Consider the following 24,096-nt stretch of genomic DNA (forward strand, 5'->3'; position numbering starts at 1 on the left):
ACGCGGAGGCCTCCGGAACGCCTCAATGTCTGAGCGGGGAGCGGGTGACCCCCGCCCCCGCCGACACCCAGAAAACACAAGCAAAAGCCGCAAAACAAGCCGGCAAGCGGCTCTTTTCGCAGGCCGCTCCCGTGAATCTCGGGGGCGGAGCCTAGAAGATGCGAACGAGGTTGCGACGCTCGGTCTGACGGTAGCCGTCGCGGTGAACCTCGACGACGAGGGCTGCGATGGAAACAACGGCAACGAGCAGGATGGCGATGAGGATGAACACGAGATGCCTTTCGAAGGAGGTGGAGTGGCCCGGCACGGAGGCGACATTGCTCGTGTGTGACCCTCTCATTTGACCACTCCCGACCGTGCAGCACAATCGTATTATTCTGCACGCATTGTGTAGGTTGGCTACATGGACGTGCAACGACTCGAACTGCTCCGCGAACTCGCCGACCGCGGCAGCGTTACGGCGGTCGCCCTGGCCACTCACCGCACCCCGTCGGCGGTCTCCCAGCAACTCAAAGTGCTCGAACGCGAAGCCGGGTTGCCGCTCACCCAGCGTCAGGGTCGCGGACTCGTGCTCACCTCGGCTGGCCGCGCCCTCGCCCGCAGCGCAGCGGATGTGGCGGTATCACTCGCGAAGGCCACCGCGCTCTGGGACGAATTCCGCAACCACGCCTCGGGTGAAGTGAGCCTGGTCACCTTTCCCACGGCCGGCCAGATGCTGCTGCCCGGCGTCATCAAGATTCTGGGGCCGGACCTCCTGCTCAACTGCGCCGATGAAGACCCGGAGCTGAGCGACTTTCCCGCCTTCACTGCCGAGTACGACATTGTGCTCGCGCACTCCATGAGCGGCCAGCTCTCTTGGGCCGGGCGTGGCCTCACGGTTGTTCCACTCATGACCGAGCCGCTGGATGTGGGACTGCCGGTGGGGCATCCGCTCTCCGATCGCGCCTGGGTTGGCCCACGCGACCTGATCGGCGAGACCTGGATCGGTGTGACCGACGGCTACCCGTTCGAACGCATTCTGCACGCGATCGAGCAGGAGGCCGGCGCCCGCCTGTCGATGTCGCAGCGGTTCGCCGACCTTGCGTTGATCGAATCGTTCGTGATTGCAGGACTCGGCATTGCGCTCGTGCCGCGGTATACCTCGGGTGGCGGGCAGCCCGGTCGACTCGTGCTCAAACCGCTGCGCGGCATCGAATCGCAGCGGCAGATCGTGGCTCTGATGCGCCCCGACCGAGCCGAGCGCTTAGCCGTGCGCACCGTCATCCAGGCCCTGCAATCCGAGGCCGCCAAGGTTGAGCAATCCCACAGCACCGTAACAGCTCGTTGAGAGCGCAAAAAGTGCCCGATTGGATGGGCCAATCGGGCACTTTTTGCGCTCTCGCGGGGTGTGACTAGGCGTTTTGGGGGAAGCCCAGGTTGATTCCTCCGTGGCTCGGGTCGAGCCAGCGACTCGTGACCGCCTTCTCCCGGGTGTAGAAGTTCACTCCGGCGGGGCCGTAGGCCTTGGCGTCACCGAACAGCGAGTTCTTCCAGCCGCCGAAGGAGTGGTACGCGACCGGCACCGGAATCGGCACGTTGATGCCGACCATGCCCACCTGCACCTCGTTCTGAAAACGGCGAGCAGCTCCACCGTCATTCGTGAAGATCGCGGTGCCGTTGCCGTACTGGCTCGCGTTGATGAGGTCGAGACCCTCCTGGTAGCTGGCCACGCGCACGATCGACAGCACCGGGCCGAAGATCTCGTCGCGGTAGACGGCGGAGTCGACGCTGACCTTGTCGAACAGAGTCGGGCCGAGCCAGAAGCCGTTGGGGTCACCGTCAACCTTGACGCCGCGGCCGTCGATGACGATGTCGGCGCCGTCTGCCTGGGCGATGTCGATGTAGCCGGCCACCTTGTCGCGGTGCACCTTCGTGATCAGCGGTCCCATGTCGCAGCCGCGCGTGCCGTCACCGACCGTGAGGCCCTTGACCCGCTCGGCGATCTTGGCGATGAGTTCGTCGGCCACGGGCTCGACGGCGACGATGACGCTGATGGCCATGCAGCGCTCACCGGCGGATCCGAACCCGGCGTTGACGGCGGCATCCGCGCTCAGGTCGAGATCGGCATCGGGCAACACCAGCATGTGGTTTTTCGCGCCGCCGAGGGACTGCACGCGCTTGCCGTTTCTGGCCGCGGTCTCGTAGATGTAGCGGGCGATCGGGGTGGAACCGACGAAGGAAATCGCCTGCACGGTGGGGTTCGCCAGCAGGGCGTCGACAGCCTCCTTGTCGCCGTGCACGACGTTGAGCACACCATTGGGCAGGCCGGCTTCGGTGAAGAGCTCGGCGAGCCAGTTCGACGCCGAAGGGTCTTTCTCGCTCGGCTTGAGTACGACGGTGTTGCCGGCCGCGATCGCGATGGGGAAGTACCAGAGCGGCACCATCGCCGGAAAGTTGAACGGGCTGATGATGCCGACCACGCCGAGCGACTGACGAATCGAGTAGACGTCAACGCCGGTCGAGACGTTCTCGGAGTACTCGCCCTTGGTCAGGTGCGGCATCCCGAGGGCGAATTCGACGACCTCGAGGCCACGAATAATCTCGCCGAGCGCGTCGGAGGTGACCTTGCCGTGTTCGGCGGTGAGGATGTCGGCCAGGTCTCCCTTGCGCGCGTTCAGCAGCTCGCGAAAGTTGTACATGATGGTCTGGCGGCGAGCCTGGCTCGTGTCACGCCAGGCCGGGTAGGCGGCCTGAGCGACGGCGACGGCTGCGTCGAGGTCGGCGGTGCTCGCCAGCAGCACGTTCTTGGCGACTGTGCCGGTGGCCGGGTTGTAAACGGGCGCGGTGCGGGTCGAGGTGCCGGCGGCGGCTTCGCCGTTGATGTAGTGCTGAATGGTTGGGGTGTCAGTCATTGTGAAGGTCCTTACTTGGTTGAAAAGGTTAGGCGAGAAGGTCGAGGCTGAGCACCTCGTCGTAGATGGCGAGCGCTTCGGCCACCTCAGCGTCGGTGACGACACAGGGCGGCACGACGTGGATGCGGTTCTCCATCAGGAACGGCAGCAGGCCGCGGCCGAGCAGTTCGGCCTTCACCCGGGCCATGACGGCGGCGCTCACCGGTTCGCGGGTGGCCGGGTCGGCGACGAGTTCGAGCGCCCAGAACACGCCGACACCGCGTACCTCGCCGATGATCGGGTGCTTGGCCTGCAGGGCGTTGAGGCCCGGCTCGAGCACGTCGCGCCCGATGCGGGCCGCGTTCTCGACGATGCACTCGGCCTCCATCGCGTCGAGGGCGCCGACGATCGACGCCATAGCGAGCGGATGCCCGCTGTAGGTGAGTCCGCCAGGAAAGACGGTCTCGTCAAAAGTTGCAGCGATGGCATCAGAGATGATCACGCCGCCGGTGGGCACATAGCCGGAGTTGACTCCCTTGGCGAAGGTGATCAGGTCGGGCACGACGTCGTAGGCCTGGAAGGCGAACCAGTGGCCGGTTCGGCCGAAGCCGCACATGACCTCGTCGAGAATCAGCACGATGCCGTATTTGTCGCACAGTGCGCGCACTCCGGGCAGGTAGCCAGCCGGCGGCATCATGATTCCGGCGGTTCCCGGAATCGACTCGAGCAGAATGGCCGCGACCGAGGCCACACCCTCGCCCTGGATGACGCGTTCGAGATGGTGCAGCGCGCGGGCGCACTCCTCGGCCTCGCTGGAGGCCCAGAATTCGCTGCGGTAGAGGAACGGACCGAAGAAGTGCACGTGTCCGCGCGCGAATTCGTTGGGAATGCGACGCCAATCGCCGGTGGCGACCACGGCAGCTCCGGTGTTGCCGTGGTACGACTTATAGAGGGAGAGCACCTTGTCGCGACCGGTGTGCGCGCGGGCCATGCGCATGGCGTTTTCATTCGCATCCGCTCCACCGTTGGTGAAGAAGACCTTGTTGAAACCGGCCGGGGCACGGTCGGTGATGCGCTTGGCCGCCTCGCCGCGGGCCAGGTTGGCGGTGGACGGCGCGATGGTCGTCAACAGCGCGGCCTGCTCGGTGATGGCTTGCACCACGGCCGGATGCTGATGGCCGATATTCACGTTCACCAACTGACTCGAGAAGTCAAGATACGAACGTCCGTCATGATCCCAGACGCGGCAGCCCAACCCGCCGGCGATGACGAGCGGTCTCAATGCCGCCTGTGCCGACCAGGAATGGAACACGTGCGCCCGGTCGAGTTCGCTGGTGTGCGCGTTGAGAGTTTGTGTGCTGGTGTCAGTCACGTATATCGCTGGCTTTCTGTGGTGTTGGTATGAACGGGTGGTTTGGTGAATCGGAAAAATTGTGGGCCGGGCGGCCCTCGCGGGCCGCCCGGCCGGTGAGCTAGTTGCCGCCCTCGTTGAGGGTGACCTCGGTGGGCTTCCAGTCGGTGCCCATGACATCGACGCCGTCAGCCTTCAGCTCATCGAGTGCCTTGGTCACGTACTCGTTGGAGTACGCGGCGGCGGGCGGGTCGGTGGTGATGATGGTCGCCCCGGTCTCATTCTTGGTATTCATGGCGATGTCGACCGTGTTGGCCCAGGCCGCTTCGTCGATCATTCCCACGCCGTTGCTCGACGGGAAGATGAGTTTGCTGACCTCGTTGGTCATCCACAGCTGGTGGCTCTCGCCGAGGGTCGAACCGGCCGCCGTGACGATACCGGCCGCTTCGGACGGGTTGTTGGCCGCGTAGATCCAGCCCTTGATCGACGCCTTGATGAACTTCACCGTGTTGTCGGCATAGTCGGCGTCACTTTCGAGCTTGTCGGCGTTGGCCCAGATGGAGTCCTGGAGCATCGCGGTGCCCTCGTCGTTCCAGTCGATGACGTTGAGTTCATCGGGCTGGAACAGCTCGCCGGTGTCGGGGTTGATGGTTTCCAGAACCTGGGCGTACTCGTTGTACGTCATGGCCTGGGCGGCATCGATATCGCCGGCGAGGAATCCGGTCATGTCGAAGGCCTGCTGAATGAGGTTGATGTCGCCGAGCTCAACGCCGGCTTTCTGCATGCCGGCAAAAAGTTCCCACTCGTTGCCGTAACCCCAGCTTCCGACGTTCTTGCCCGCGAGGTCGGCCGCGGTCGTGATGTCCTTATCCTTGAGCGAGATCTGGGTGGTGGCGCTGCGCTCGAAGATCTGGGCGACGTCGGTGATGTTGGCGCCCTGCTCGATCGAGCCGAGCACCTTCGGCACCCAGGAGATGGCGTAGTCGGCGTCGCCGGCGGCGAGTACGTCCTGCGGCACGATGTCGGCGCCGCCTTCGTCGATGGTGACGTCGAGGCCCTCATCTTCGTAGTAGCCCTGGTCGAGCGCGGCGTAGTAACCGGCGAACTGGGCCTGCGCGAACCACTGCAGCTGCAGGGTGATCGGGGTGAGATCGCCGGCGGCATCCGTTGAGGGAGCAGTGCTCGCCGTGCTGCAGCCGGAGAGAACGAGCGCGCCGACGGCCGTGATTGCGCCCAGCCATGTGATGCGGTGTTTCATGGTGCCTCCTTGGTTACTGGTGCTGTGTGTGGCGGGGTGGGTGGTCTAGCCGCCGGAACGGCGGGTGACAAGCTTCTCCACGATGAGAGCTGCACAGTAAAAAGCGAGTCCGAGAATGATCGAGCCGAGCACGTAGGCCCAGGCCAGTCCGTAGTTGCTGCTCGACGCGGCCGAGGTGATGGACTTGCCGAGGCCGCCGACCGGTCCGCCGAAGTACTCGGCGATCAGGGCGCTGATCACGGCGAGCGACGATGCGATGCGCAGCCCGGTGAAGACGAACGGCAGCGCGGTGGGCAGGGTGACCGCCCGGGTGGCCTGCCAGCTGGTGACGGCGTAGGCACGCATCAGGTCACGGTGCACCGGGCGCACCTGGCGCAGGCCCTTGAGGGTGTTGAAGTAGACCGGCACGAACACGGCGAGCGCCGCGACCAGCTGCCGAGCGGTCTCGGCGCCGGCGCCGAACATCGTGTAGAGCACCGGCGCGAGAGCCACGATCGGCACCACCGAGAGGGCTGCGACGATCGGTGCGGCCATCTCATCGAGCAGGCGGGCGAGCGCCGCCACGATCGCCAGCGCAATGCCGAGCACGGCGCCGATGACCAGGCCGATCAGGGAGTTACGGCCGGTGACCGCCATTCCGCCGGCGACATTGTTCAGATTGCCGGCGAATTCGGCGCCGATCGCAAACGGTGCCGGCAGGATGAACGCCTTGATCGCCAGCGCGGTGACCAGGCCCTGCCACAGCAGAATAACGGCCACCCCGAACACGATCGGGGCGAGTACGGTCTGCAGCAGTCCGGGCTGGGCGGTTCTCATCGCGTCTCGACCCCGCGAGCTCCGGTCTTCGGCACGGCTCCCGTCGGCAACCCCGTGCCCGATGAATCGGGGTCGCCGTGCAGCAGATCGCGCACCTCGCTGAGGGAACGAAAGAAACCTTCGTCTTCGCGCAGGTCTTCGCCGCGGCCACTCATATCGCCAAGCCCAACGCCCACAATAGAACGGATGCGTCCGGGCCGTGGCTCCAGCACCACCACCCGGTTGGAGAGAAACACCGCTTCGGGAATGGAGTGGGTGACGAAGACCACGGCGGCCTGAGTTTCGGCGCAAATGCGCACGAGTTCGTTCTGCATGCGCTCGCGGGTCATTTCGTCGAGGGCGCCGAACGGTTCGTCCATGAGCAGCAGGCTCGGGCTTTCGGCGAGCGCGCGGGCGATCGCCACGCGCTGCTGCATGCCGCCGGAGAGCTGGTCGGGATAGTGCGCCGCGAAGTCGGAGAGCCCGACCAGCGCGATCAGTTCGGCGGCACGCCCCCGCCTCGCCGCCTTGCCGACCCCGTGCAGCTCGAGCGGCAGCTCGATATTGCCGGCGACCGTGCGCCAGGGCAGCAGGCCGGCCTGCTGAAAAGCGATGCCGTAGTCCTGGTCGATGCGGGCCTGCCGGGCCGGTTTGCCGAATACCTCGATGCTGCCGCTCGTGGGCACGTCGAGGTCGGCGATGAGTCTCAGCAGCGTGCTCTTGCCGCATCCGCTTGGCCCGATCAGGCTGACGAATTCGCCGGGCGCGACGTCAAGGCTCACGTCGTCGAGGGCGGTGACGCCTGGACCCTTGCCGGCGGCGAAGATGCGGCTGACGCCGTGCACATTCACTGCGGGCACATCGACTGCGGGCACATCGCCTCCGGGCACATTCAGTGTGTCGGTCATGCTACTTCTCCCCTGCGAAAACGACGAAGGAACAGCCCGATCAGGCCCACAAAGCCGGCGGCGACGAGGCCGACCAGGATCGATCCGAAGATGGGTGCCCAGGGCTTGCCCGGGTCGTTGCCGGCCGCGCCGGCGTACTCAACGATGAGCCGGCCGATGCCGCCGCGCAGCCCGATCGATACCTCGGCGACGACGCTGCCGACGACCGCGCTGACCGCGGCCAGGCGCAGGGCCGGCAGCAGGTAGCCGACGCTGGCCGGCAGGCGCAGCCGCCACAGCGTCTTCCACCAGCCGACCGCATAGCAGTGCATGAGGTCGACGTGGTTGGCGTCGGGCGAGGCGAGGCCGCGTAGGGCGCCGATCGACACCGGGAAGAACGCGAGGTAGGAGGCGATCAGGGCCACCGACATCCAGCTTTCCCAGGTGAATTCGCCGAACTGGATCTGCGCGCCCCAGCGCCGCACCAGCGGGGCGATCGCGATGAGCGGCACGGTCTGGCTCAGAATGATCCACGGCAGAATCGCCGACTCGGCCAGGCGAAAGCGCTGCATCAGCAGGGCGAGGGCGAGCCCAACGGTCACGCCGACCAGCCAGCCGACCGCGGCGATGCCGAGGGTGAACAGCGAGCCCTGCAGCACCGCCTGCCACAACGGCAGAGCGGATGCCGCGCCCGTCACCGGGTCGAACAAGCGCTCGGCCATGACCGCGAGGTGCGGCATGGCGAGGTCGGTCGTGCGCGGCAACACCGTGATGCCGCCAAGAACCACTCCGTCGGCGGGTCCGAGCGTTTTGTAGAGCTCCCAGATCAGGGCGAGCAGCACGAGACCGGCCAGGCCGAACAGACCGCCGCGCAGCCGCGGGTGCACGACGGCGCTCCGACGGCGGGACACGCGCGGTTTGGGTACGCCAAGCGCGCCGCGATTAAGCGGTGCGCTCTGCTCGGTCTGGGTGGTCATCCGCTTATTTCTTATTACTTCTTAGCCGTGATGGCGTCGGTCAGAGCCGGAATCACGGTCTCGCCGTAGACGCGCATCGTTTCTTCCTTGTTGTCGTGCTGCAGGTAACCGGCGAACTGGTCGACCCCGAGCTCCTTGAGGGCCTCGAGCTTCTCGATGTGGTCCTTCGCCGTACCGAGCAGGCAGAACCGGTCGACGATCTCGTCGGGCACGAACGCGGCGTGCTCGTTGCCGGCCTTGCCGTGCTGGTTGTAGTCGTAGCCCTCACGGTCTTTGATGTAGTCGGTGAGCGCCTTCGGCACGGCGGAATCGGCACCATACTTGGCCACGATGTCGGCCACGTGGTTGCCGACCATGCCGCCGAACCAGCGGCACTGGTCGCGCATGTGCTCCCAGTCCGAACCGACATAGGCGGGGGCGGCGACACAGAATTTGATCTCCAGCGGGTCGCGCCCGGCGTTGGACGCTGCGGTGCGCACGCTTTCGATCATCCACTTGGCCACGTCGAGGTCGGCCATCTGCAGGATGAAGCCGTCGCCCACCTCGCCGGCGAGCTTGAGCGCGAGGGGACCGTAGGCGGCGACCCAGACGTCGAGGCTCGACCCGCGACTCCACGGAAACTGCACCGTGGCACCGTTGTATTCCACCGGGCGGGAGTTGGCGAGCTCGCGAATGACGTGGATCGATTCGCGCAGGGTCTTCAGCGTGGTGGGCGCACCGTTGGTGGTGCGCACCGCCGAGTCGCCGCGGCCGATGCCGCAGATGGTGCGGTTGCCGTACATCTCATTGAGGGTCGCGTACGTGGATGCCGTCACCGTCCAGTCGCGGGTGGCCGGGTTGGTGACCATGGGGCCGACGATGATCTTGCTGGTCTCGGCCAGAATGCGGCTGTAGATCACATAGGGTTCCTGCCACAGCAGGTGCGAGTCGAAGGTCCAGACGTGGCTGAAACCGTGCGCCTCGGCCAGTTTCGCCAGTTGCACGGTGCGCGCCGACGGCGGGTTGGTCTGCAGTACTGCTCCGAAATCCATGTCCTGTCCCTGCTATCCGGTTCTTGGCCTAAATCAAGTACTGGCTCAGGCCGCGCTTGATGTAGCGACCGTCACCCTTGGCGCCGAGATAGGCGAAATCGTCGACGACGACCTTGCCGCGGGAGATGACGGTGTCGACGTGACCGTCGATCTCGTAGCCTTCCCAGGCGGAGTAGTCCATGTTCATGTGGTGTGACTTTCCCACTCCGATGGACGTGTGCCCGTTGGGGTCGTAGATGACGACGTCGCCGTCGGCGCCGGGCGCTATCACGCCCTTCTGGCCGTACATGCCGAACATGCGTGCCGGGGTGGTCGAGCACACCTCGACCCAGCGTTCGAGCGAGATCTTGCCATCGACGACGCCCTGGTAGAGCAGGTCCATGCGGTGTTCGACCGAGCCGATGCCGTTGGGAATTTTGGAGAAGTCGGTCAGCCCCAGGTCTTTCTGACCCTTCATACAGAACGGGCAGTGGTCGGTGGAGACCATCTGGATATCGTTCGTGCGCAGGCTCTGCCACATGTGATGCTGGTGGCCCTCGGCCTTCGCGCGCAGCGGGGTGGAGCAGACCCACTTGGCCCCCTCGAAGGTGCCCCACTCGTCGCTCTCGGCGCCGAGGTTGTCCTCGAGCGAGAGGTAGAGGTATTGCGGGCAGGTCTCGCCGAACACGTTCTGGCCGTTGTCCCTGGCCTGGGCAATCTGGTCAACGGCCTGCTTCGCCGACACGTGCACGACGTAGAGCGGAGCGCCGGTGAGGTTGGCGAGCATGATGGCTCGGTGGGTGGCTTCTTCTTCGGCCTGCCAGGGCCGGGTAAGACCGTGGTAGAGCGGGCCGGTGTTGCCGGCGGCGACGGCCTGCTGCACGAGCAGGTCGATGACGCTGCCGTTCTCGGCGTGCATCATGATCATGCTGCCGTTCGTGGCGGCACGCTGCATGGCCTTGACGATCTGGCCGTCGTCGCTGAGAAAGACCCCCTTGTAGGCCATGAACAGTTTGAAGCTCGAGACGCCTTCGTCGACGAGCGTGTCCATCGCGGTGAGGGAGCTGTCTTGCACGTCACTGAGGATCTGGTGGAAGCCGTAGTCGATGGCGCACTGGCCGGCGGCTTTCTGCTGCCAGGCGGCATAGCGCTCGAGCACGTCTTCGCCGGCGTACTGCACGACGAAGTCGACGATGCTCGTGGTGCCGCCCCAGGCGGCCGCGCGGGTTCCGGTTTCGAAGGTGTCGCTGGCCTGGGTACCGCCGAACGGCATTTCCATGTGGGTGTGGGCGTCGATGCCGCCCGGGATGACGTACTTGCCGCCGGCGTCGATGACGCGGTCGACGTTGCTCGCCACATCGAAACCGAGCAGGGTGGAGCCGGGTGCGAGCACCGCGACGATTTTCTCGCCATCGATGAGCACGTCGGCGAGGCCTCGACCCGTGGCGTTGACCACGGTGCCGTTCTTGATCAAAGTCTTCATGGCATCCTCTTCGCTGAAAGTGTCGGGGGTAGCGGATGCTGCCGGCTGCGTTTCGCAGGCCGGCCGGCAGCATCCGCTTGTGGCCTAGTTACTAGGGGGCGACGAGGGGCTCGTAGGAGTCGGGGCGACGATCCCGGTAGAACTGCCAGGAGTTGCGCACCTCGCGGATCACGCCGAGGTCGAGGTCTCGCACGAGAATTTCCTCGGCATCGGTTGAGGCGACCTCGCCGACGTAGTTGCCCTTGGGGTCGACAAAGTAGGAACTGCCGTAGAAGGTCACGGCCTCGTCGCCGAACTCAGCCTCTTCGTTGCCGATGCGGTTGTTGGCGCCGACGTAATACTGGTTAGCGACGGCGGCGGCCGGCTGCTCGAGCTCCCACAGGCGGTTGGAGAGGCCGGGCTTGGTGGCCGAGGGGTTGAACACGATCTCGGCGCCGTTCAGGCCAAGTGCACGCCAGCCCTCCGGGAAGTGGCGGTCGTAGCAAATGTAGACGCCGATCTTGCCGTACGCCGTGTCGAACACCGGGTAGTCGGTGTTGCCGGGGCGAAAGTAGAACTTCTCCCAGAACTGCGGCAGGTGCGGGATGTGGTGCTTGCGGTATTTGCCGAGGTAGGTTCCGTCGGCGTCGATGACCGCGGCGGTGTTGTAGAGCACGCCGGGCTGTTCTTCTTCATACATCGGCACGACGATGACCATCTTGTACTCGCTCGCGAGCTTCTGAAAGCGCTCGACGATGGGGCCGGGCACGGCCTGTGCGTAGTCGTAATACTTGGCGTCCTGCACGATACCGAAATACGGCCCGTGGAAGAGTTCCTGAAAGCAGATCACCTGCACGCCCTGGGCGGCCGCGGTGCGCACGAAGCCTTCGTGCTTCGCGATCATGGATTCCTCATCGCCGGTCCAGGTGGCCTGGGTGATGGCGGTTCGAACAATGTTTCTTTTGTCGGTGCTGGTGCCGGTCGTACCCGTGTTCATGCTGTGCCTTCCACTTGCTTTCGTTAGTCAAGGGCCGATACGAACCGCGCTGTTCGTATTGTTATTATTTGACGTAAACATTTCAAATGTGTTTCTCTGTGTATCGCACGCATTAATCATCCTGTCGTCCGACGCAGCCAGGGGCAAGAGCAATGCAGAACTTTATCGACGAAATCGAACAACGCACGCCCGCAGGCATCGCCGCGGCCATCGGCCGACTGATTGCCTCCGGGCGACTCGCGCCGGGCGACCGTCTGCCGACCGTTCGAGTGCTCGCCGGCGAGCTCGGCGTGAGTCCCGCCACGGTCAGTCATGCCTGGCAGGCCCTCTCAGCCGTCGGCCTGATTGTGTCGCGGGGTCGGGGCGGCACCTTCGTTCAGGATGCCGCGCCCAAGTGGCTGCCGGCGCGCAGCCAGTCCATGGTCGGCCCGATCGGCCCGGCCCGCCTCGATCTCTCCCGCGGCACGCCCGACCCGCGGTTGTTGCCAGCGCTCGGGCCGGCCCTCTCCCGGGTATCGCAGCGCGCGGTGACGCCGAGCTATCAGGACCTGCCCATCCTGCCGGAGTTGCTCGAGGTGCTGCGCGGGTCGTGGCCGTACCCGGTCGAGACGATCACCATCGTCGACGGTGCCCTCGACGCCATCTCGCGCTGCCTCGACGCGGTCACCCGGTTCGGCGACCGGGTCATCGTGGAGAACCCGTCGTTTCCGCCGTTCTTCGACCTGCTCGACCAGCTCGGCCTCGAGCGACTCCCGGTAGCGGTCGACGAGCACGGCATTGTTCCGGCCGACTTCGCCGCGGCGCTGAAGCTCGGCCCGACCGTGGTGCTGCTGCAGCCGCGGGCGCAGAACCCCACCGGCGCCTCGATGACGGCGCATCGGGCCGAGGAGCTGGCCCGTCTGCTGCGCGCTACGCCGGCGAGCGCAGACACCATCGTGATCGAAGACGACCACTCCGCCGAGATCAGCATCGCCCCCGACGTGAGTCTCGGCCTCTGGCTGCCGGAACACACCCTGCACGTGCGCAGCTTCTCCAAATCGCACGGCCCCGACCTGCGCATGGCCGCGCTCGGCGGCCCGGCCGCGCTGATCGACCCGATCGTATCGCGGCGCATGCTCGGCCCCGGCTGGACCAGCCGCATGCTGCAGACCATTTTGCACGACCTGCTCACCAACGGCGAGAGCATGGCCCAGGTCAGCGAGGCCCGCCGCATCTACTTCGCCCGCCAGCGTGCCCTCGCCGATGCCCTAGCCGAGTTCGGGCTTGCCGTGGTGCAGGCCGACGGCATCAACACCTGGCTGCCCGTGCAGAACGAGCGGGATGCCATGGTGCGGCTCGCCGCCTCCGGCATTCGCGTGGCTGGCGGTTCGCCGTTTCTGGCCGCCCCGGATCTGTCCAACACTGGCGGCCCCGCATTCATTCGCGTGACCGCCGGCGCCCTGCCCGACGATATCCGACCGGTGGCCGAGGCGCTGGCTGCGGCGGCGCATCCGCTTGATTCGGCCGTGCACCCCATCGGTGCGCGCTGGTCGTAGCCGGATTCGTTCGCTTAGGCCTCAGCCCAGCTGGCGCAGCCGCGGGGCCAAGTCACGCTCGAACAGGTCGAGAAAACGCTTCTGGTCGTGGCCGGGCGCGTGGAAGACCAGGTGGTTGAGGCCTGCGTCGAGGTAGGGCTTGATCAGAGCGACGGCTTCGTCGGGGTCGGAGGCGACGATCCAGCGCTTGGCGACCTGCTCGATCGGGAGCGCATCGGCGGCGGCCTCCATCTCGAGCGGGTCGTGAATGGACTGCTTCTGCTCGGGCGTGAGCGACAGCGGGGCCCAGAACCGGGTGTTCTCCAGCGCGGCCTGCGCGTCGGTGTCGTAGGAGATCTTGATCTCGATCATGCGGTCGATGTCGTCCTGAGCGCGACCGACCTTGTCCAGCCCCTCGGCGACGGCGGGAAGGAGTTTCTCGGTGTAGAGCTCCATGCCCTTACCCGAGGTGCAGATGAAACCGTCGCCGGCACGGCCGGCATAGCGGGCCACGACGGGGCCGCCGGCCGCGATATACACCGGCACCGGGGCATCCGGAGTGTCGTAGAGGGTGGCGCCGACGGTGGAATAGTACTCACCCGTGAAGTCGATGCGCTCGCCGGTCCAAAGCTGCCGCATGAGGTCGACGGCCTCGCGCAGGCGCGCAAAACGTTCCTTGAACTCGGGCCACTCGCCCTTGTAGCCCGTGGCGATCTCGTTGAGGGCCTCGCCCGTTCCCACACCGAGCATGATTCGCCCGGGGTACAGGCAGCCCATGGTTCCAAAGGCCTGCGCCAGCACGGCCGGGTTGTAGCGGAACGTGGGGGTCATCACCGACGTGCCGATCTGCACCCGCTTGGTGCGTTCGCCGACCGCGGCCATCCACGCCATCGCGTAGGGCGCATGGCCGCCTTCGTGGCGCCACGGCTGAAAGTGGTCGCTCACGGTGACGCTGTCGAGCCCGTGCTCTTCGGCCATGACGCCGAGTTCCACGAGCTCTCGCGGTGCGAACTGCTCCGCCGACGCTTTCAATCCCAGCTTCAACATGCGCTCTCCCTCTTGTCGGACCCAATATTCGCACTGACTCAATATTTACACTGGCCGGTCCCTGCTACGGTATTCGTGACCACCAATTAGATTTTATTGGTTGAGCTTGCCTCGATTTGGGCAGCAGGTCTCTGGACAATCCAGTCTCCCGTGCCCAAAATAATGAGGTTCTGCATGCGTCATTCTCGTTTTCTGTTCATCGGCGTGGCCACCAGCGCCGCCCTGCTGCTCAGCGGATGCGCCGCCGCCGCAACACCGGCCGCCACCCCGGCCGAGCCCCCCGCTGCCAGTGCGAGCTACCCGGTCACCGTGGAGAATTGCGGCACGAACCTCACCGTCACGAAGGCACCCGAGCGGATCGTGTCGATCAAGTCGTCGGCGACCGAGCTGTTGCTCGCACTCGGCCTCGGCGACCGGATCGTCGGGTCGGCCTTTCTCGACGGTCCGCTGCCCTCGGAACTCGCCACCGCGGGCGCCGACCTCAACGTGGTCAGCGACTTTCTGCCCGGCCAGGAGGTGGTACTCGGCCTGAACCCCGACTTCATCTACGGCGGCTGGGAATCCAACTTCAGCGCCGACGGTGTGGGCGAACGCGACGCCCTGACGGCGCTCGGCGTCGGCACGTACGTCTCACCGGCAGCGTGCAAGGGCGACTTCATGCCGAACCCGCTCACCTTCGACTCGGTGTTCACCGAGATCGAGGAAGCCGGCGCAATCTTTGGCGTCGAGTCCGCCGCCGCCAAGCTGGTCAGCACCCTGAACGACGACCTCGCCGGCCTGACGCCGTCGACCGCCGGAACCACCACGGCCCTCTGGTACTCCAGCGGCACCACCACCCCCTACGTGGGCGCCGGCATCGGCTCACCGGAAATGATCATGGACGCCGCCGGGCTCACCAATATCTTCGCCGATGTGCGCGACACCTGGACCTCGGTGGGCTGGGAATCGATCATCGAGGCCAACCCGAGCGTCATCGTGCTCGTCGACGCCACCTGGAACACCGCCGCCTCGAAGATCGCCCACCTCGAATCGGACCCGGCCACCCAGGTCCTCGACGCCGTGAAGAACCAGCGTTACATCATTTTGCCGTTCGCCTCCACCGAGGCCGGGATCCGCAACGTAGAAGCGGCGTCGTCGACGATCACCCAGTTAGCCGACCTGAACGAGTGACCTCCTCCCCCGTGACGCGAAAGCGGGTGAAGTGTTGCTTCAGCAGGGTTGAGGCAACAATTCACCCGCTGTCGCGAACCTGGCGGGGGCTCGCGTGACCCGGAGTGCGTACCTCGGGTGGTTCGTTGCGGCCTCTATCGTGCTCATTCTCGTGTGCGCGGTCGCGGTGACCATTGGGCCGGCAGCCGTCAGCCTCGCGCAGGTGGCGGGCAGCATCGGCGCCCACCTCGGGCTCGCGGCCCCGCCGGTACCAGTGTTGGTCGACTCGATCGTCTGGCAGCTGCGGCTCCCCCGGGTGCTCACGGCCGCGCTGGTCGGGGCCGGCCTCGCCCTCAGCGGCGCGGTGATGCAGAGCGTGACCCGCAACCCCCTCGCCGACCCGTACCTGCTCGGGTTGTCGAGCGGGGCATCCGTCGGAGCGGTCTGCGTGGTCATTCTCGGCATCGGGTTCGCCTTGCCAGCCGCAGCCTTTCTCGGCGCGCTGCTCGCTCTTGTCGCCACGCTCAGCATCGCCCGGGTCGGTGGCACGATCACCCCGGTGCGGGCCGTGCTCGCCGGGCTGGCCATCGCCCAGCTCGCCGGCGCGCTGACCTCGTTCATCATCTTCTGGGCCGCCAAGGGCGACTCTTACCGGGAGATTCTCAACTGGCTGCTCGGCTCCGTGGCCGGCGCCACCTGGGAGAGTGTCGCGATCGCCGGAACGGCCGTTTTGGTCGTGGGCACCGGCATCCTCTTGTCGGCGACTCGGCTCGACGCGTTCGCGTTCGGTGACACCTCGGCGGCGAGCCTCGGCATCAACGTGAACCGCACCCGCTGGGCGCTGCTCGGATCGGTGGCCTTGCTGACCGGTGCCATGGTGGCCGTCAGCGGCTCGATCGGGTTCGTGGGGCTTATCCTGCCGCACCTCGTGCGCGGCGTCAGCGGGCCGGGACACCGCCGACTGCTGCCGCTCGTGGCCGTCTGCGGCGGGCTGTTCCTGGTCATTGCCGACACGCTCGCCCGCACAGTGTTCGACCCGCGCGAGCTTCCGGTGGGGATCATCACGGCATTCATCGGCGTGCCGGTGTTCATTCTGCTGATCAAGAGAAAGAAGTCGCACCTGTGGGCGTAGACCTCGACCAGCTGTCGTTCTCGATCGACGGCACCAGAATTCTGCGGAACGTCTCAGCGTCGCTGCCCACCGGCAGCGTCACCGGCCTGCTCGGCCCGAACGGCGCCGGCAAGTCCACCCTGCTACGGCTCATTGCCGGCATCGACAAAGCGGATGCCGGCACCGCCGCCCTCGACGGCGTCTCGGTCGGGTCACTGAACCGGCGCGACGCGGCCCGACGCATCGCCCTGCTGGAACAGAATGCTGCACCGAGCGTGGAGCTGACCGTGCTCGAAGTCGTGCTGCTCGGGCGCATTCCGCACCGCACCAGGCTCATGGGCTCCTTCAGCGGCGACGAGGATCGCGCCGTCGCTCTCGATGCCCTCGAGGCGGTAGGTGCCCTAGCGCTCGCCGACCGGTCCTGGCACACCCTGAGCGGCGGGCAGCAGCAGCGCGTGCAGATCGCGCGGGCCATGGCGCAGCAACCGAGCCTGTTGCTGCTCGACGAACCGACCAACCATCTCGACGTGAGCGCCCAGCTTTCGCTGCTCGGCCAGGTACGGGAGCTCGGGGTGACGTCCATCATGGCCCTGCACGATCTCAATCTCGCGGCGGCGTATTGCGACCACATTTTGTTGCTCGACGGCGGCCTGCTGGTGGCCTCCGGCACGCCCGCCGAGGTGCTCACCCCGGAGATCATCGGCGCCGTCTACGGCGTGGACTGCTTCATTCTGGAGCATCCGCGCGGCGGGCATCCGGTCATCGTTTATTCGGCGGCGGTGTCGGCGTGAAGCGAGTCACGGTTTTGGCCGGCGGCGTCGGCGGTGCCCGCTTCACTCGCGGGCTGCTCGCGCACCTCGCCGTTGTCGCCCCGGACGCGGCCGTGACGGTGATCGTGAACACCGGCGATGACATGTGGCTCGACGGGCTGCGAATCTGCCCCGATCTCGACACCGTCATGTACACACTCGGCGGCGGCATCAACGAGGAGCAGGGCTGGGGGCGCCCCGACGAATCCCGGCGCGCGTCGGCGGAGATCGCCGCCTACGGCCGCGGCTGGTCGTGGTTCACCCTCGGCGACCTCGACCTGGCGACGCACATCGTGCGCACCGACCTGCTGAGAAACGGCTCAACCCTGTCGCAGGCCACCGAATTTCTGTGCCGCCGCTGGCAGCCCGGGGTGCGCTTGCTTCCCATGAGCGACCAGCCGGTCGAAACCCACGTATGCCTCGCCGAGAATATTGATGAGCACACGGCGGGCGACTATATTCACTTTGAAGAATGGTGGGTTCGGTATCGGGCTCGAGTGGCGATCACCGGGTTCGAGCAGCGCGGGCTGGCCGACTCGGTCGCCGCACCCGGTGTGCTCGCGGCCATCACCGAAGCCGACCTCGTGGTGCTACCACCGTCGAACCCGGTCGTGTCGGTCGGCACGATCCTGGCCGTGCCAGGCGTGCGCCAAGCCCTGCGTGCCACCCGCGCGCGCGTCGTCGGGGTATCCCCGATCATCGGCGGCGCGGCGGTGCGCGGCATGGCCGATGCCTGCCTGCACACCATCGGCGTCGAGACCAATGCTCTCGCCGTCGGTCTGCACTACGGCGCGCGCACGAACGGCGGAGTGCTGGACGCCTGGCTGATCGACGAAACGGATGCAGCGGCGCTGCCCGCTCTCTTGCATGCTGGCATCCACTCTGCTGCTGCGCCGTTGTGGATGACCGACCTGCCCGCGACAACCGCGATGGCCGCGGCCGTGCTGGCTCTTGTCTGACAAAAAATCTCGCGAATCTGCATTGGTCTGGCTTCGCTCAACTGGCTGCGTTGATCTGGCTCCGCTGATTCGGCTGTCCTGATTCGGCTGTCCTGATTCGGCTGTCCTGATCTGGCTTGATTGATTTGACCGGTGTCGCGAGCTAGACGTTACTTTTCCCAGGTGGGCTTCTCAACAGCGGTGGCGGCGCGGTTTTGGCCGGCGGGGCGCCAGGTGTGGGTGGGGTCGAAGATGAGGGGTCCGCGGATCCAGGGGCGTCCGTCTCGCATGTCGATGTCCCAGCCGGAGGTGTCGATGCTGGAGTGGGCGGCGTTGCAGAGCAGCACGGCGTTGTCGATATCGGTCAGGCCGCCATCGCGCCAGGGCTTCACATGATGCACCTGGGTGAGATGGGGTGGCACGGTGCAGCCGGGGATGATGCAGCCGCCATCTCGGGCGGCCAATGCTCGGCGTTGACTGGCGCTGAAGAACCGGTTGCTGGTGCCGAGGTGCAGGATTTTGCCGTTCTGGCCAAACAATACGGGTTGGTAGCCGCCGGCGCAGATGAGTTCGTCGACTTGGCTGGGGGTGAGAGGGCCGTCGATGCCGTCGATCCAGCCGGCGCCGCGGCCGTCGAGCAGGTCGTTGATGTTGATGTGTACGAGCACGGTGGGGGCGGCACCGCCCATGGTCGGGGTGCCGGGGTGCCGGGCGGCGGCTTCGAACACGGCGCGTAGGATGCTGGCTTGTTTTTCGTTGCGGGAGCGGGTGTCGTCGGGTTGCTGCGGGCACGGACTGTGCGGGTCGGGGCTGAACTCGTCGGGACTGTGCGGGTCGGGGCTAAGCGGGTCGGGTGGGTCGGCGCCGAGTGTGTCGCTGGACTCCATTTTCGCACCCGCCTCGCCCGCCTGGCCGATTTCGGTGGCTTGGTCCGCCGCGGTGGCGTCCCGCGCCTCGCTGGTCGCTTCTTGTGCGGCTTCGTTGTCGTCTGCGTGGGCGAGGTCGGTCTCACGGAACGCGACCCGGGCACGTGCAAGGGCGTCGGAGACTCGGGCCGTGCCGGACGTCGTGCCGGACGTCGTGCCGGACGTCGGGGTTTCGGGGGCTCCGGGAACCGGATTCGCCGCGGCGGCGGACAGGTACGCATCGAAAACGTTGCCGATGATGGCGCGGTCGAGGGTGGTGAACCAGCCGTTGAGGCTGTAGCCGCCGTTGCTGAGGGTGCCGAAGGTGAGCCAGCTGCGCCGCTCGGTCGGGGCCTCGCCGGGCGCGGTGCCGTCGGGGGCGAGGCGTGCTTTCCACTGGATGCCCTGCTGCCGCAGCAACTCCGGCGCGAACGCTATGCCGGCACCGGGCAGTCCCTCGGTTTCGGGGGTGATCGCCCCGGAGCCGCTGGCGACCAGGGAGCGTTCGACCCGGTCGAGGTCGGAGGCCAGCACCTCGGAGCGCAGGCCGTCGAGCACCTGCACGATCACCCGGGCCTGTTCCAGGCCGAGCTCCCCGCCCTGCAGGGCCTCTCCGAGCACCGGGTAGGTGGGGGCCAGCGGGCGGCCGAGCACGACCCGCTGGCCCGCTTTCTCACCGAGCGCGGATCGCTGCCGCACCTCGGAGCGGGAGAGGCGGGCGAGGGTGCAGACCAGTTCGACGCCGCTGCGAGAGCCGAGCCGACGGGCCAGCGTCGGCGCAGCCAGAGACGTCGCCGCACCCGCCCCGCTCGGAGAAGCCGCATCAGCCGCAGCACCCTCCGGGATCACGGAATCCGCAGCAGCCTTGCCCGAACCAGCATTCTCCCGGGCGGCATTCTGCGCGGCGGCGGCACTCTGATCAACAGCAGCCTTCGCGGCGGCAGCATCAAAGTACTGGGAACGGCGCAGCACATCCGACGTGGAGAGCACCCGGGCCCCGTCGACGACCCGGCCCACACTCTCCACCGCCAGCAGCAGGGTCAGTGATTCTTCATCGCCCAGCAACCCGAACGACACCCCGCCCAACGCCGCCAACAACGCATCCCGAGCCTGCTCCACCGCCGCAACGACGGGGTTCGAACCGGCCTCACTCGGGTTTTCCATGAACATGGGCGCCATTGCCTCCTTGACACCCATTCTACCGCAAATCGAATACAAACGCGAGAGAAACTCAGAAATAGTCTTGCCGGCAAAGTTGATCGATTAATCCATGATTGCCGCTCTTAGCGCCTCTTCCGCCCGTCAATACGTAAACCAATGCTCGCAATTCACGGCCTCAGCGTCGTGGTGCCACTTGTGCGGTTTCGAAGTAGTAGACGATTCAGTATCACGAACTAGAGCAGAGCGCTCGTGTGCGGCCCAAGTCCGATCAGTCGCGCGGCTTCGAGGTCGGCCGCGGTGTCGACGTCGCGCCGCAGAGACGAAGTCGGCGGCAGGTCGAGCACGATGTGTCCGTCGCCCTGGTGCGCAGCGCGGGAGCCGAGACCGAACCGCGGCGTGACCGTGACTCCGACGCGGGCGAGCAGGGTCGTCGTGCCCACACCTTCGGCATCGGGCACCATCGAGCGCGGCTGCGCTGCGGCGAGCGCGAATGCAGCGTCGATGTCACCTGGCCGCAGGGCGGGCAGATCCCCGGTCATCACCGCCAGATTTACTTGGGGATAGGCGAGCCGAGCGGCAGCGATGCCCTGCACGATCCCGGCGTTCAAGCGGGCATGCCCCGTTTCAACGACCGGCGCCTCCGGCACGATGACAGCACCGAGCCCACCGAGCAGCGCGCCCAAACGCGCACTCGCGGTCACCACGAACACGCGCTCCACAGCGGATGCTGCCACCAGCGCCGTCACCGTGTCAAGCGCGAAAGCGTCGGCGAGCGCCGCCCGCCCCGGCCCAACACCGAGCCGGCTCTTCGCCTCGGAGCTTCCCTTCACCGGGACGACGACGACCCAGTTATCGGCCAACGATTTCAACCCGAACGCCAACGGCGTCATATGTTGGCTTGGCGCGAGAATCCCGGGTGGCGAGAACACAATCGTTTTCCTGCGCCGCGAGGGCCACCACGGCGTCGTACACGGCACCACCTGCAATGCCCAAGTTCGCGAGTAAGGCTGGCAAACGAAAGGCCGTTTCGGCGGTCATCACAAGGGGCAGAGCAAACCGCGACGCCAGGAGCCGGGCTGCCGTTTCAGGCGCAAGCCGGGCCTCGCTCGGCAATCTCGTGAGCACCGAATAAGTTTCCGCCAGAGCGTGACCCGCCAATGCGACTTCACGCCCCTGCCACCAGTCAACGACAGCGTGGTGCGCTGGGTGGGTCGTGACGAGCAGTGGCACCGCCACACTGGTATCGAGTGCGAGCACCTTCAACGACGTCCGGCATCGATCAGGCCGAACATGGTGTCATCGTCTATGGCCGTCGAGGACGTAGCGACGAGGACCCCGTCTTCGTCGACGAGCCGAGCCGTTCGCCCTGCCGGTACGACCTGTAGCCCGCTGCCGTACTGAGAAATATCCACGGTTGAACCGGGACGGAGCCCCAGCGCATCGCGCAGGGCCTTGGGAACCATGAGACGCCCGACCGCGTCGAGGGAAACTTCCATAGGGAATACGTTACCAGCGACTTCCCGCTTCAGCTAGGGCGATCCCTGGCGCGCCCGGCGCGCGGTAGCCTCAAGGGTCGACTGCAAACATCCGTCGACTCGATTACGTTCGCTTTGAACGGCCCAGGAGGTTCCATGTCACTCACCACTCAGTCCCGCACGTTGCCGATGGCCATCATGACCTACCTCGAACGCAGCGCCAGCGCGAAGCCCGCCTCCGCTGGAGCAACCTGCACCGAAAACGCGGTCGTCATCGATGACGGCAAGACCTACACGGGCGAGACGGCCATCACCGCCTGGCTCGCCGGCAGCGCCGCCGAATTCGAGTACACGACCACCCAGCTGCGCACCGAGAAGGACGAGTCGTCGACGACCGTCGTCAACCGCGTCGAGGGCAACTTTCCGGGCCGCAGCGTCGACCTGAACTACCGCTTCGAGCTCGACGCCGAGAGCGGCCTGATCCAGGCCCTCACCATCTCGATCTAGCTTTTACCGGCCGCTGCAGCCAAGCCGGCCGCGAACCCCTCGGCATACCCTTCAGCGCGCGCTTCGGCTGTGCCGAGTCGGAACATGTCGGTGTCGCTCGGTCGCTGCAGCGCCCGAGCGCCAGCGGCGTCCAGCTCGCCGACCAGTCGTCCGAGTCCGCGCACGACAGCGACCGGGTTGCCGCTGGTCTTGCCCTTGACCAGATCGGCGGCGCCGGCGATCTCGTCGGCGACCGCCGCGACGGTGACGTCGAGGCGACGACCCGAGACATCCGCTGTGCCGCGCAGGTCGTCGAGCACGGCGAGCCCTGCCGCGCCAATGGCGATGTCGGTCTGGCCTTCCCGCCAGGGACGCCCGGCGGTGTCCGTGATCAGCACGCCGAGGCGCAGCCCGGTGCGTTCGCGGAGGGCCGAGCAGATCGCGCGCGCCGACCCGTCCGGATCGACCGGCAACAGCAGCACCACACCCTCGGGCGCATTGCTCGTGTCGACGCCGGCCGCCGCCATGACGAGGCCCTGCCGGTTCTCGACGATGCGGGTGACCCCGCCCGGGTGCGCCCGCGATGCTACGACGCGCACGGTCTCGTCGGTGATCGCCTGCTCGCGGTCGGCGGCCTGAACGACTCGCCCCTCGGCCTTGGAGACGATCTTGCTGGTCACCGCCACAATGTCCCCATCGGCCAGGCGGGACTGCGCGGCTTCAGCGATCAGGGCCGCGAGGTCGTCACCCGCAGTGATCTCGCCGAACCCCCCGAGGGTGAATACTTTGAGACCGAACAGCTCCATGGCGCCCACTTCGGCGGCGGCAGCGTCGGGCAGCGAATCGTGCGGCATCTAGCGCACCAGTTTCGGCAGAACGGATGCGCCGAAGACGTCGATCCACTGTTTCTGGTTACGGCCAACGTTGTGCAGGTAGATACGGTCGAAACCGAGGTCGACGAACCTCTGAATGTATTTGCGGTGCTCGTCGGGGTCGGCCGAGATGATCATGCGACCCTCGAAGTCCTCCGGGCGCACGAGTTTGGCCAGCTGCTCGAACTCGAATGGCGAACGGATGTCGCTCTTCGGAAATCGCATGCCGCCGTTCGGCCACTCGTGCAGCGCATTGGCCATCGCCTCTTCGTCGGTCTCGGCCCAGCTCAGGTGCAGCTGCAGCACCCTGGGCATCGTCGAGGGGTCTTTTCCGGCCTCGCGCGCACCGTCGTCGAATTTGCCGAACAGCATCGAGATCTTCTCCAGCGGGGCGCCGACCGTGATCAGGCCGTCGGCCAGCCGACCGGCGCGCTTGGCGGTGACCGGGCCGGCGGTGGCGACCAGAATCTCGGGGGCAACCGGCGGCATGGTCCACAGCCGGGTCGACTCGAGCTTGAAGAACTGACCGGAGTGCTTGACGTCCCGGCCGGCCAGGGAGCCGGCGAACAGCTTGGAGATGATCTCGATGGCCTCGAACATGCGGTTGATGCGCTCGGGGGCCTCGGGCCAGTAGCCGCCCACGATGTGTTCGTTCAGAGCTTCTCCGCTGCCCAGGCCCAGCCAGTGTCGGCCGGGATACATCGAGGCGAGCGTCGCCGAGGCCTGGGCGACCATGGCCGGGTGCCAGCGGAACGTCGGGGCGGTCACGCCGGGCCCGAAGTTGCCGGTGGTGCGCTCGGCGATCGAGGCGAGCACGCCCCAGACAAAGCTCGACTGCCCCTGCGCCGGAACCCAGGGCTGAAAGTGGTCGGCCGCCATCACACCTGTGAAACCGTGCTGCTCGGCGTACGCCGAGAGTGCGACCGCTTCGGCCGGTGGAAACTGCTCCAACATGGCCGCATAGCCAATTTGCAACTGGGTCACTGTGACCTTTCCGCGCTCAAGAATGTTGTACCCATTCA

At 66.4% G+C, this 24,096-nt stretch carries 24 protein-coding genes; 7 read left to right on the forward strand and 17 right to left on the reverse strand.

Going from position 1 to position 24,096, the window contains the following annotated elements:
- Nucleotides 1-151 precede the first annotated feature (151 nt).
- Nucleotides 152-340 carry a hypothetical protein gene (locus E3T35_RS02575; RefSeq protein ID WP_134377804.1) on the reverse strand — a complete coding sequence of 63 codons (189 nt, stop codon included), beginning with the start codon at nucleotides 338-340 and terminating at the stop codon, nucleotides 152-154.
- A gap of 63 nt (nucleotides 341-403) precedes the next feature.
- Here E3T35_RS02575 and E3T35_RS02580 point away from each other — a divergent pair, with 63 nt between their 5' ends.
- Nucleotides 404-1,327 carry a LysR family transcriptional regulator gene (locus tag E3T35_RS02580; RefSeq protein WP_092338131.1) on the forward strand — a complete coding sequence of 308 codons (924 nt, stop codon included), beginning with the start codon at nucleotides 404-406 and terminating at the stop codon, nucleotides 1,325-1,327.
- A gap of 64 nt (nucleotides 1,328-1,391) precedes the next feature.
- Here the strand turns inward: E3T35_RS02580 and E3T35_RS02585 are convergent, their stop codons facing one another.
- The 9 genes from E3T35_RS02585 to E3T35_RS02625 form a co-directional block, all read right to left on the reverse strand.
- On the reverse strand, nucleotides 1,392-2,891 hold the full coding sequence (locus E3T35_RS02585) for a CoA-acylating methylmalonate-semialdehyde dehydrogenase (RefSeq protein WP_134377805.1): 1,500 nt from the start codon (nucleotides 2,889-2,891) through the stop codon (nucleotides 1,392-1,394).
- Nucleotides 2,892-2,919: 28 nt separating this feature from the next.
- Nucleotides 2,920-4,242 carry an aspartate aminotransferase family protein gene (locus E3T35_RS02590; protein ID WP_241988708.1) on the reverse strand — a complete coding sequence of 441 codons (1,323 nt, stop codon included), beginning with the start codon at nucleotides 4,240-4,242 and terminating at the stop codon, nucleotides 2,920-2,922.
- 100 nt (nucleotides 4,243-4,342) lie between these two features.
- The gene (locus E3T35_RS02595) at nucleotides 4,343-5,479 is read right to left on the reverse strand and encodes an ABC transporter substrate-binding protein (protein WP_134377807.1); all 1,137 of its coding nucleotides are present in this window, start codon (nucleotides 5,477-5,479) and stop codon (nucleotides 4,343-4,345) included.
- Nucleotides 5,480-5,524: 45 nt separating this feature from the next.
- Complete coding sequence (locus tag E3T35_RS02600) at nucleotides 5,525-6,295, reverse strand: ABC transporter permease (RefSeq protein ID WP_134377808.1); 771 nt, start codon at nucleotides 6,293-6,295, stop codon at nucleotides 5,525-5,527.
- The gene (locus E3T35_RS02605) at nucleotides 6,292-7,182 is read right to left on the reverse strand and encodes an ABC transporter ATP-binding protein (RefSeq protein WP_134377809.1); all 891 of its coding nucleotides are present in this window, start codon (nucleotides 7,180-7,182) and stop codon (nucleotides 6,292-6,294) included. The genes E3T35_RS02600 and E3T35_RS02605 overlap by 4 nt, the downstream gene beginning before the upstream one ends.
- Nucleotides 7,179-8,138, reverse strand: a complete 960-nt coding sequence (locus tag E3T35_RS02610) for an ABC transporter permease (RefSeq protein ID WP_134377810.1) — start codon at nucleotides 8,136-8,138, stop codon at nucleotides 7,179-7,181. Before E3T35_RS02610 ends, E3T35_RS02605 begins: the two co-directional genes overlap by 4 nt.
- 14 nt (nucleotides 8,139-8,152) lie before the next feature.
- Entirely contained in the window at nucleotides 8,153-9,169 is a 1,017-nt protein-coding gene (locus E3T35_RS02615; RefSeq protein WP_134343927.1) for a TIGR03842 family LLM class F420-dependent oxidoreductase, read from the reverse strand.
- Nucleotides 9,170-9,197: 28 nt separating this feature from the next.
- The gene (hydA, locus tag E3T35_RS02620; protein ID WP_134343928.1) at nucleotides 9,198-10,631 is read right to left on the reverse strand and encodes a dihydropyrimidinase; all 1,434 of its coding nucleotides are present in this window, start codon (nucleotides 10,629-10,631) and stop codon (nucleotides 9,198-9,200) included.
- Nucleotides 10,632-10,722: 91 nt separating this feature from the next.
- A complete protein-coding gene (locus tag E3T35_RS02625) occupies nucleotides 10,723-11,607 on the reverse strand; it encodes a nitrilase-related carbon-nitrogen hydrolase (protein WP_134377811.1) in 885 nt (294 codons plus the stop codon).
- Between the two features lie 152 nt (nucleotides 11,608-11,759).
- Here E3T35_RS02625 and E3T35_RS02630 point away from each other — a divergent pair, with 152 nt between their 5' ends.
- On the forward strand, nucleotides 11,760-13,142 hold the full coding sequence (locus E3T35_RS02630) for a PLP-dependent aminotransferase family protein (RefSeq protein WP_134377812.1): 1,383 nt from the start codon (nucleotides 11,760-11,762) through the stop codon (nucleotides 13,140-13,142).
- Between the two features lie 21 nt (nucleotides 13,143-13,163).
- On the opposite strand, the gene fgd is transcribed toward E3T35_RS02630, so the two are convergent.
- Nucleotides 13,164-14,168 carry a glucose-6-phosphate dehydrogenase (coenzyme-F420) gene (gene fgd / locus E3T35_RS02635; RefSeq protein ID WP_092338153.1) on the reverse strand — a complete coding sequence of 335 codons (1,005 nt, stop codon included), beginning with the start codon at nucleotides 14,166-14,168 and terminating at the stop codon, nucleotides 13,164-13,166.
- 174 nt (nucleotides 14,169-14,342) lie between these two features.
- On the opposite strand from fgd, the gene E3T35_RS02640 reads away from it, so the two are divergent.
- From E3T35_RS02640 to cofD, 4 genes are all read left to right on the forward strand, one after another.
- The gene (locus E3T35_RS02640) at nucleotides 14,343-15,338 is read left to right on the forward strand and encodes a putative F420-0 ABC transporter substrate-binding protein (protein ID WP_241988709.1); all 996 of its coding nucleotides are present in this window, start codon (nucleotides 14,343-14,345) and stop codon (nucleotides 15,336-15,338) included.
- Between the two features lie 94 nt (nucleotides 15,339-15,432).
- Entirely contained in the window at nucleotides 15,433-16,449 is a 1,017-nt protein-coding gene (locus tag E3T35_RS02645; RefSeq protein WP_241988710.1) for a putative F420-0 ABC transporter permease subunit, read from the forward strand.
- Entirely contained in the window at nucleotides 16,440-17,219 is a 780-nt protein-coding gene (locus tag E3T35_RS02650; protein WP_092338159.1) for an ABC transporter ATP-binding protein, read from the forward strand. The genes E3T35_RS02645 and E3T35_RS02650 overlap by 10 nt, the downstream gene beginning before the upstream one ends.
- Nucleotides 17,216-18,196 (forward strand): 2-phospho-L-lactate transferase, encoded by a 981-nt coding sequence (gene cofD, locus E3T35_RS02655; RefSeq protein WP_134377814.1) that lies wholly within the window; start codon nucleotides 17,216-17,218, stop codon nucleotides 18,194-18,196. Before E3T35_RS02650 ends, cofD begins: the two co-directional genes overlap by 4 nt.
- Nucleotides 18,197-18,345: 149 nt before the next feature.
- On the opposite strand, the gene E3T35_RS02660 is transcribed toward cofD, so the two are convergent.
- From E3T35_RS02660 to E3T35_RS02675, 4 genes are all read right to left on the reverse strand, one after another.
- A complete protein-coding gene (locus tag E3T35_RS02660) occupies nucleotides 18,346-20,259 on the reverse strand; it encodes an HNH endonuclease signature motif containing protein (protein ID WP_166789808.1) in 1,914 nt (637 codons plus the stop codon).
- Between the two features lie 215 nt (nucleotides 20,260-20,474).
- Entirely contained in the window at nucleotides 20,475-21,131 is a 657-nt protein-coding gene (cofC, locus tag E3T35_RS02665) for a 2-phospho-L-lactate guanylyltransferase (protein WP_134377816.1), read from the reverse strand.
- Complete coding sequence (locus tag E3T35_RS02670) at nucleotides 21,091-21,498, reverse strand: PIN domain-containing protein (protein WP_233206207.1); 408 nt, start codon at nucleotides 21,496-21,498, stop codon at nucleotides 21,091-21,093. The genes cofC and E3T35_RS02670 overlap by 41 nt, the downstream gene beginning before the upstream one ends.
- A gap of 2 nt (nucleotides 21,499-21,500) precedes the next feature.
- Nucleotides 21,501-21,737, reverse strand: a complete 237-nt coding sequence (locus E3T35_RS02675; protein ID WP_134377817.1) for an AbrB/MazE/SpoVT family DNA-binding domain-containing protein — start codon at nucleotides 21,735-21,737, stop codon at nucleotides 21,501-21,503.
- A 135-nt stretch (nucleotides 21,738-21,872) separates the two neighbouring features.
- On the opposite strand from E3T35_RS02675, the gene E3T35_RS02680 reads away from it, so the two are divergent.
- Nucleotides 21,873-22,223: a nuclear transport factor 2 family protein gene (locus tag E3T35_RS02680; RefSeq protein ID WP_134377818.1), complete on the forward strand. Its 351-nt coding sequence runs from the start codon at nucleotides 21,873-21,875 to the stop codon at nucleotides 22,221-22,223.
- On the opposite strand, the gene E3T35_RS02685 is transcribed toward E3T35_RS02680, so the two are convergent.
- Entirely contained in the window at nucleotides 22,220-23,008 is a 789-nt protein-coding gene (locus E3T35_RS02685) for a coenzyme F420-0:L-glutamate ligase (RefSeq protein WP_134344985.1), read from the reverse strand. The two genes, E3T35_RS02680 and E3T35_RS02685, sit on opposite strands and share 4 nt — an antisense overlap.
- Before the next feature lie 48 nt (nucleotides 23,009-23,056).
- On the reverse strand, nucleotides 23,057-24,058 hold the full coding sequence (locus tag E3T35_RS02690) for a TIGR03557 family F420-dependent LLM class oxidoreductase (protein ID WP_134377819.1): 1,002 nt from the start codon (nucleotides 24,056-24,058) through the stop codon (nucleotides 23,057-23,059).
- Nucleotides 24,059-24,096: the final 38 nt, after the last annotated feature.

Origin of the sequence: Cryobacterium sp. TMT1-2-2, assembly GCF_004403505.1 — a bacterium.
GTDB classification, from domain to species: Bacteria; Actinomycetota; Actinomycetes; order Actinomycetales; family Microbacteriaceae; genus Cryobacterium; species Cryobacterium flavum.

Excerpts from the sequence above, each read along its gene's own strand:
- E3T35_RS02575 (WP_134377804.1), bottom strand. The coding sequence starts at position 340 with ATGAGAGGGTCACACACGAGCAATGTCGCCTCCGTGCCGGGCCACTCC.
- E3T35_RS02580 (WP_092338131.1), top strand. The coding sequence starts at position 404 with ATGGACGTGCAACGACTCGAACTGCTCCGCGAACTCGCCGACCGCGGC.
- E3T35_RS02585 (WP_134377805.1), bottom strand. The coding sequence starts at position 2,891 with ATGACTGACACCCCAACCATTCAGCACTACATCAACGGCGAAGCCGCC.
- E3T35_RS02595 (WP_134377807.1), bottom strand. The coding sequence starts at position 5,479 with ATGAAACACCGCATCACATGGCTGGGCGCAATCACGGCCGTCGGCGCG.
- E3T35_RS02600 (WP_134377808.1), bottom strand. The coding sequence starts at position 6,295 with ATGAGAACCGCCCAGCCCGGACTGCTGCAGACCGTACTCGCCCCGATC.
- E3T35_RS02605 (WP_134377809.1), bottom strand. The coding sequence starts at position 7,182 with ATGACCGACACACTGAATGTGCCCGGAGGCGATGTGCCCGCAGTCGAT.
- E3T35_RS02610 (WP_134377810.1), bottom strand. The coding sequence starts at position 8,138 with ATGACCACCCAGACCGAGCAGAGCGCACCGCTTAATCGCGGCGCGCTT.
- E3T35_RS02615 (WP_134343927.1), bottom strand. The coding sequence starts at position 9,169 with ATGGATTTCGGAGCAGTACTGCAGACCAACCCGCCGTCGGCGCGCACC.
- hydA (WP_134343928.1), bottom strand. The coding sequence starts at position 10,631 with ATGAAGACTTTGATCAAGAACGGCACCGTGGTCAACGCCACGGGTCGA.
- E3T35_RS02625 (WP_134377811.1), bottom strand. The coding sequence starts at position 11,607 with ATGAACACGGGTACGACCGGCACCAGCACCGACAAAAGAAACATTGTT.
- E3T35_RS02630 (WP_134377812.1), top strand. The coding sequence starts at position 11,760 with ATGCAGAACTTTATCGACGAAATCGAACAACGCACGCCCGCAGGCATC.
- fgd (WP_092338153.1), bottom strand. The coding sequence starts at position 14,168 with ATGTTGAAGCTGGGATTGAAAGCGTCGGCGGAGCAGTTCGCACCGCGA.
- E3T35_RS02640 (WP_241988709.1), top strand. The coding sequence starts at position 14,343 with ATGCGTCATTCTCGTTTTCTGTTCATCGGCGTGGCCACCAGCGCCGCC.
- E3T35_RS02660 (WP_166789808.1), bottom strand. The coding sequence starts at position 20,259 with ATGGCGCCCATGTTCATGGAAAACCCGAGTGAGGCCGGTTCGAACCCC.
- cofC (WP_134377816.1), bottom strand. The coding sequence starts at position 21,131 with ATGACGCCGTTGGCGTTCGGGTTGAAATCGTTGGCCGATAACTGGGTC.
- E3T35_RS02675 (WP_134377817.1), bottom strand. The coding sequence starts at position 21,737 with ATGGAAGTTTCCCTCGACGCGGTCGGGCGTCTCATGGTTCCCAAGGCC.
- E3T35_RS02680 (WP_134377818.1), top strand. The coding sequence starts at position 21,873 with ATGTCACTCACCACTCAGTCCCGCACGTTGCCGATGGCCATCATGACC.
- E3T35_RS02685 (WP_134344985.1), bottom strand. The coding sequence starts at position 23,008 with ATGGAGCTGTTCGGTCTCAAAGTATTCACCCTCGGGGGGTTCGGCGAG.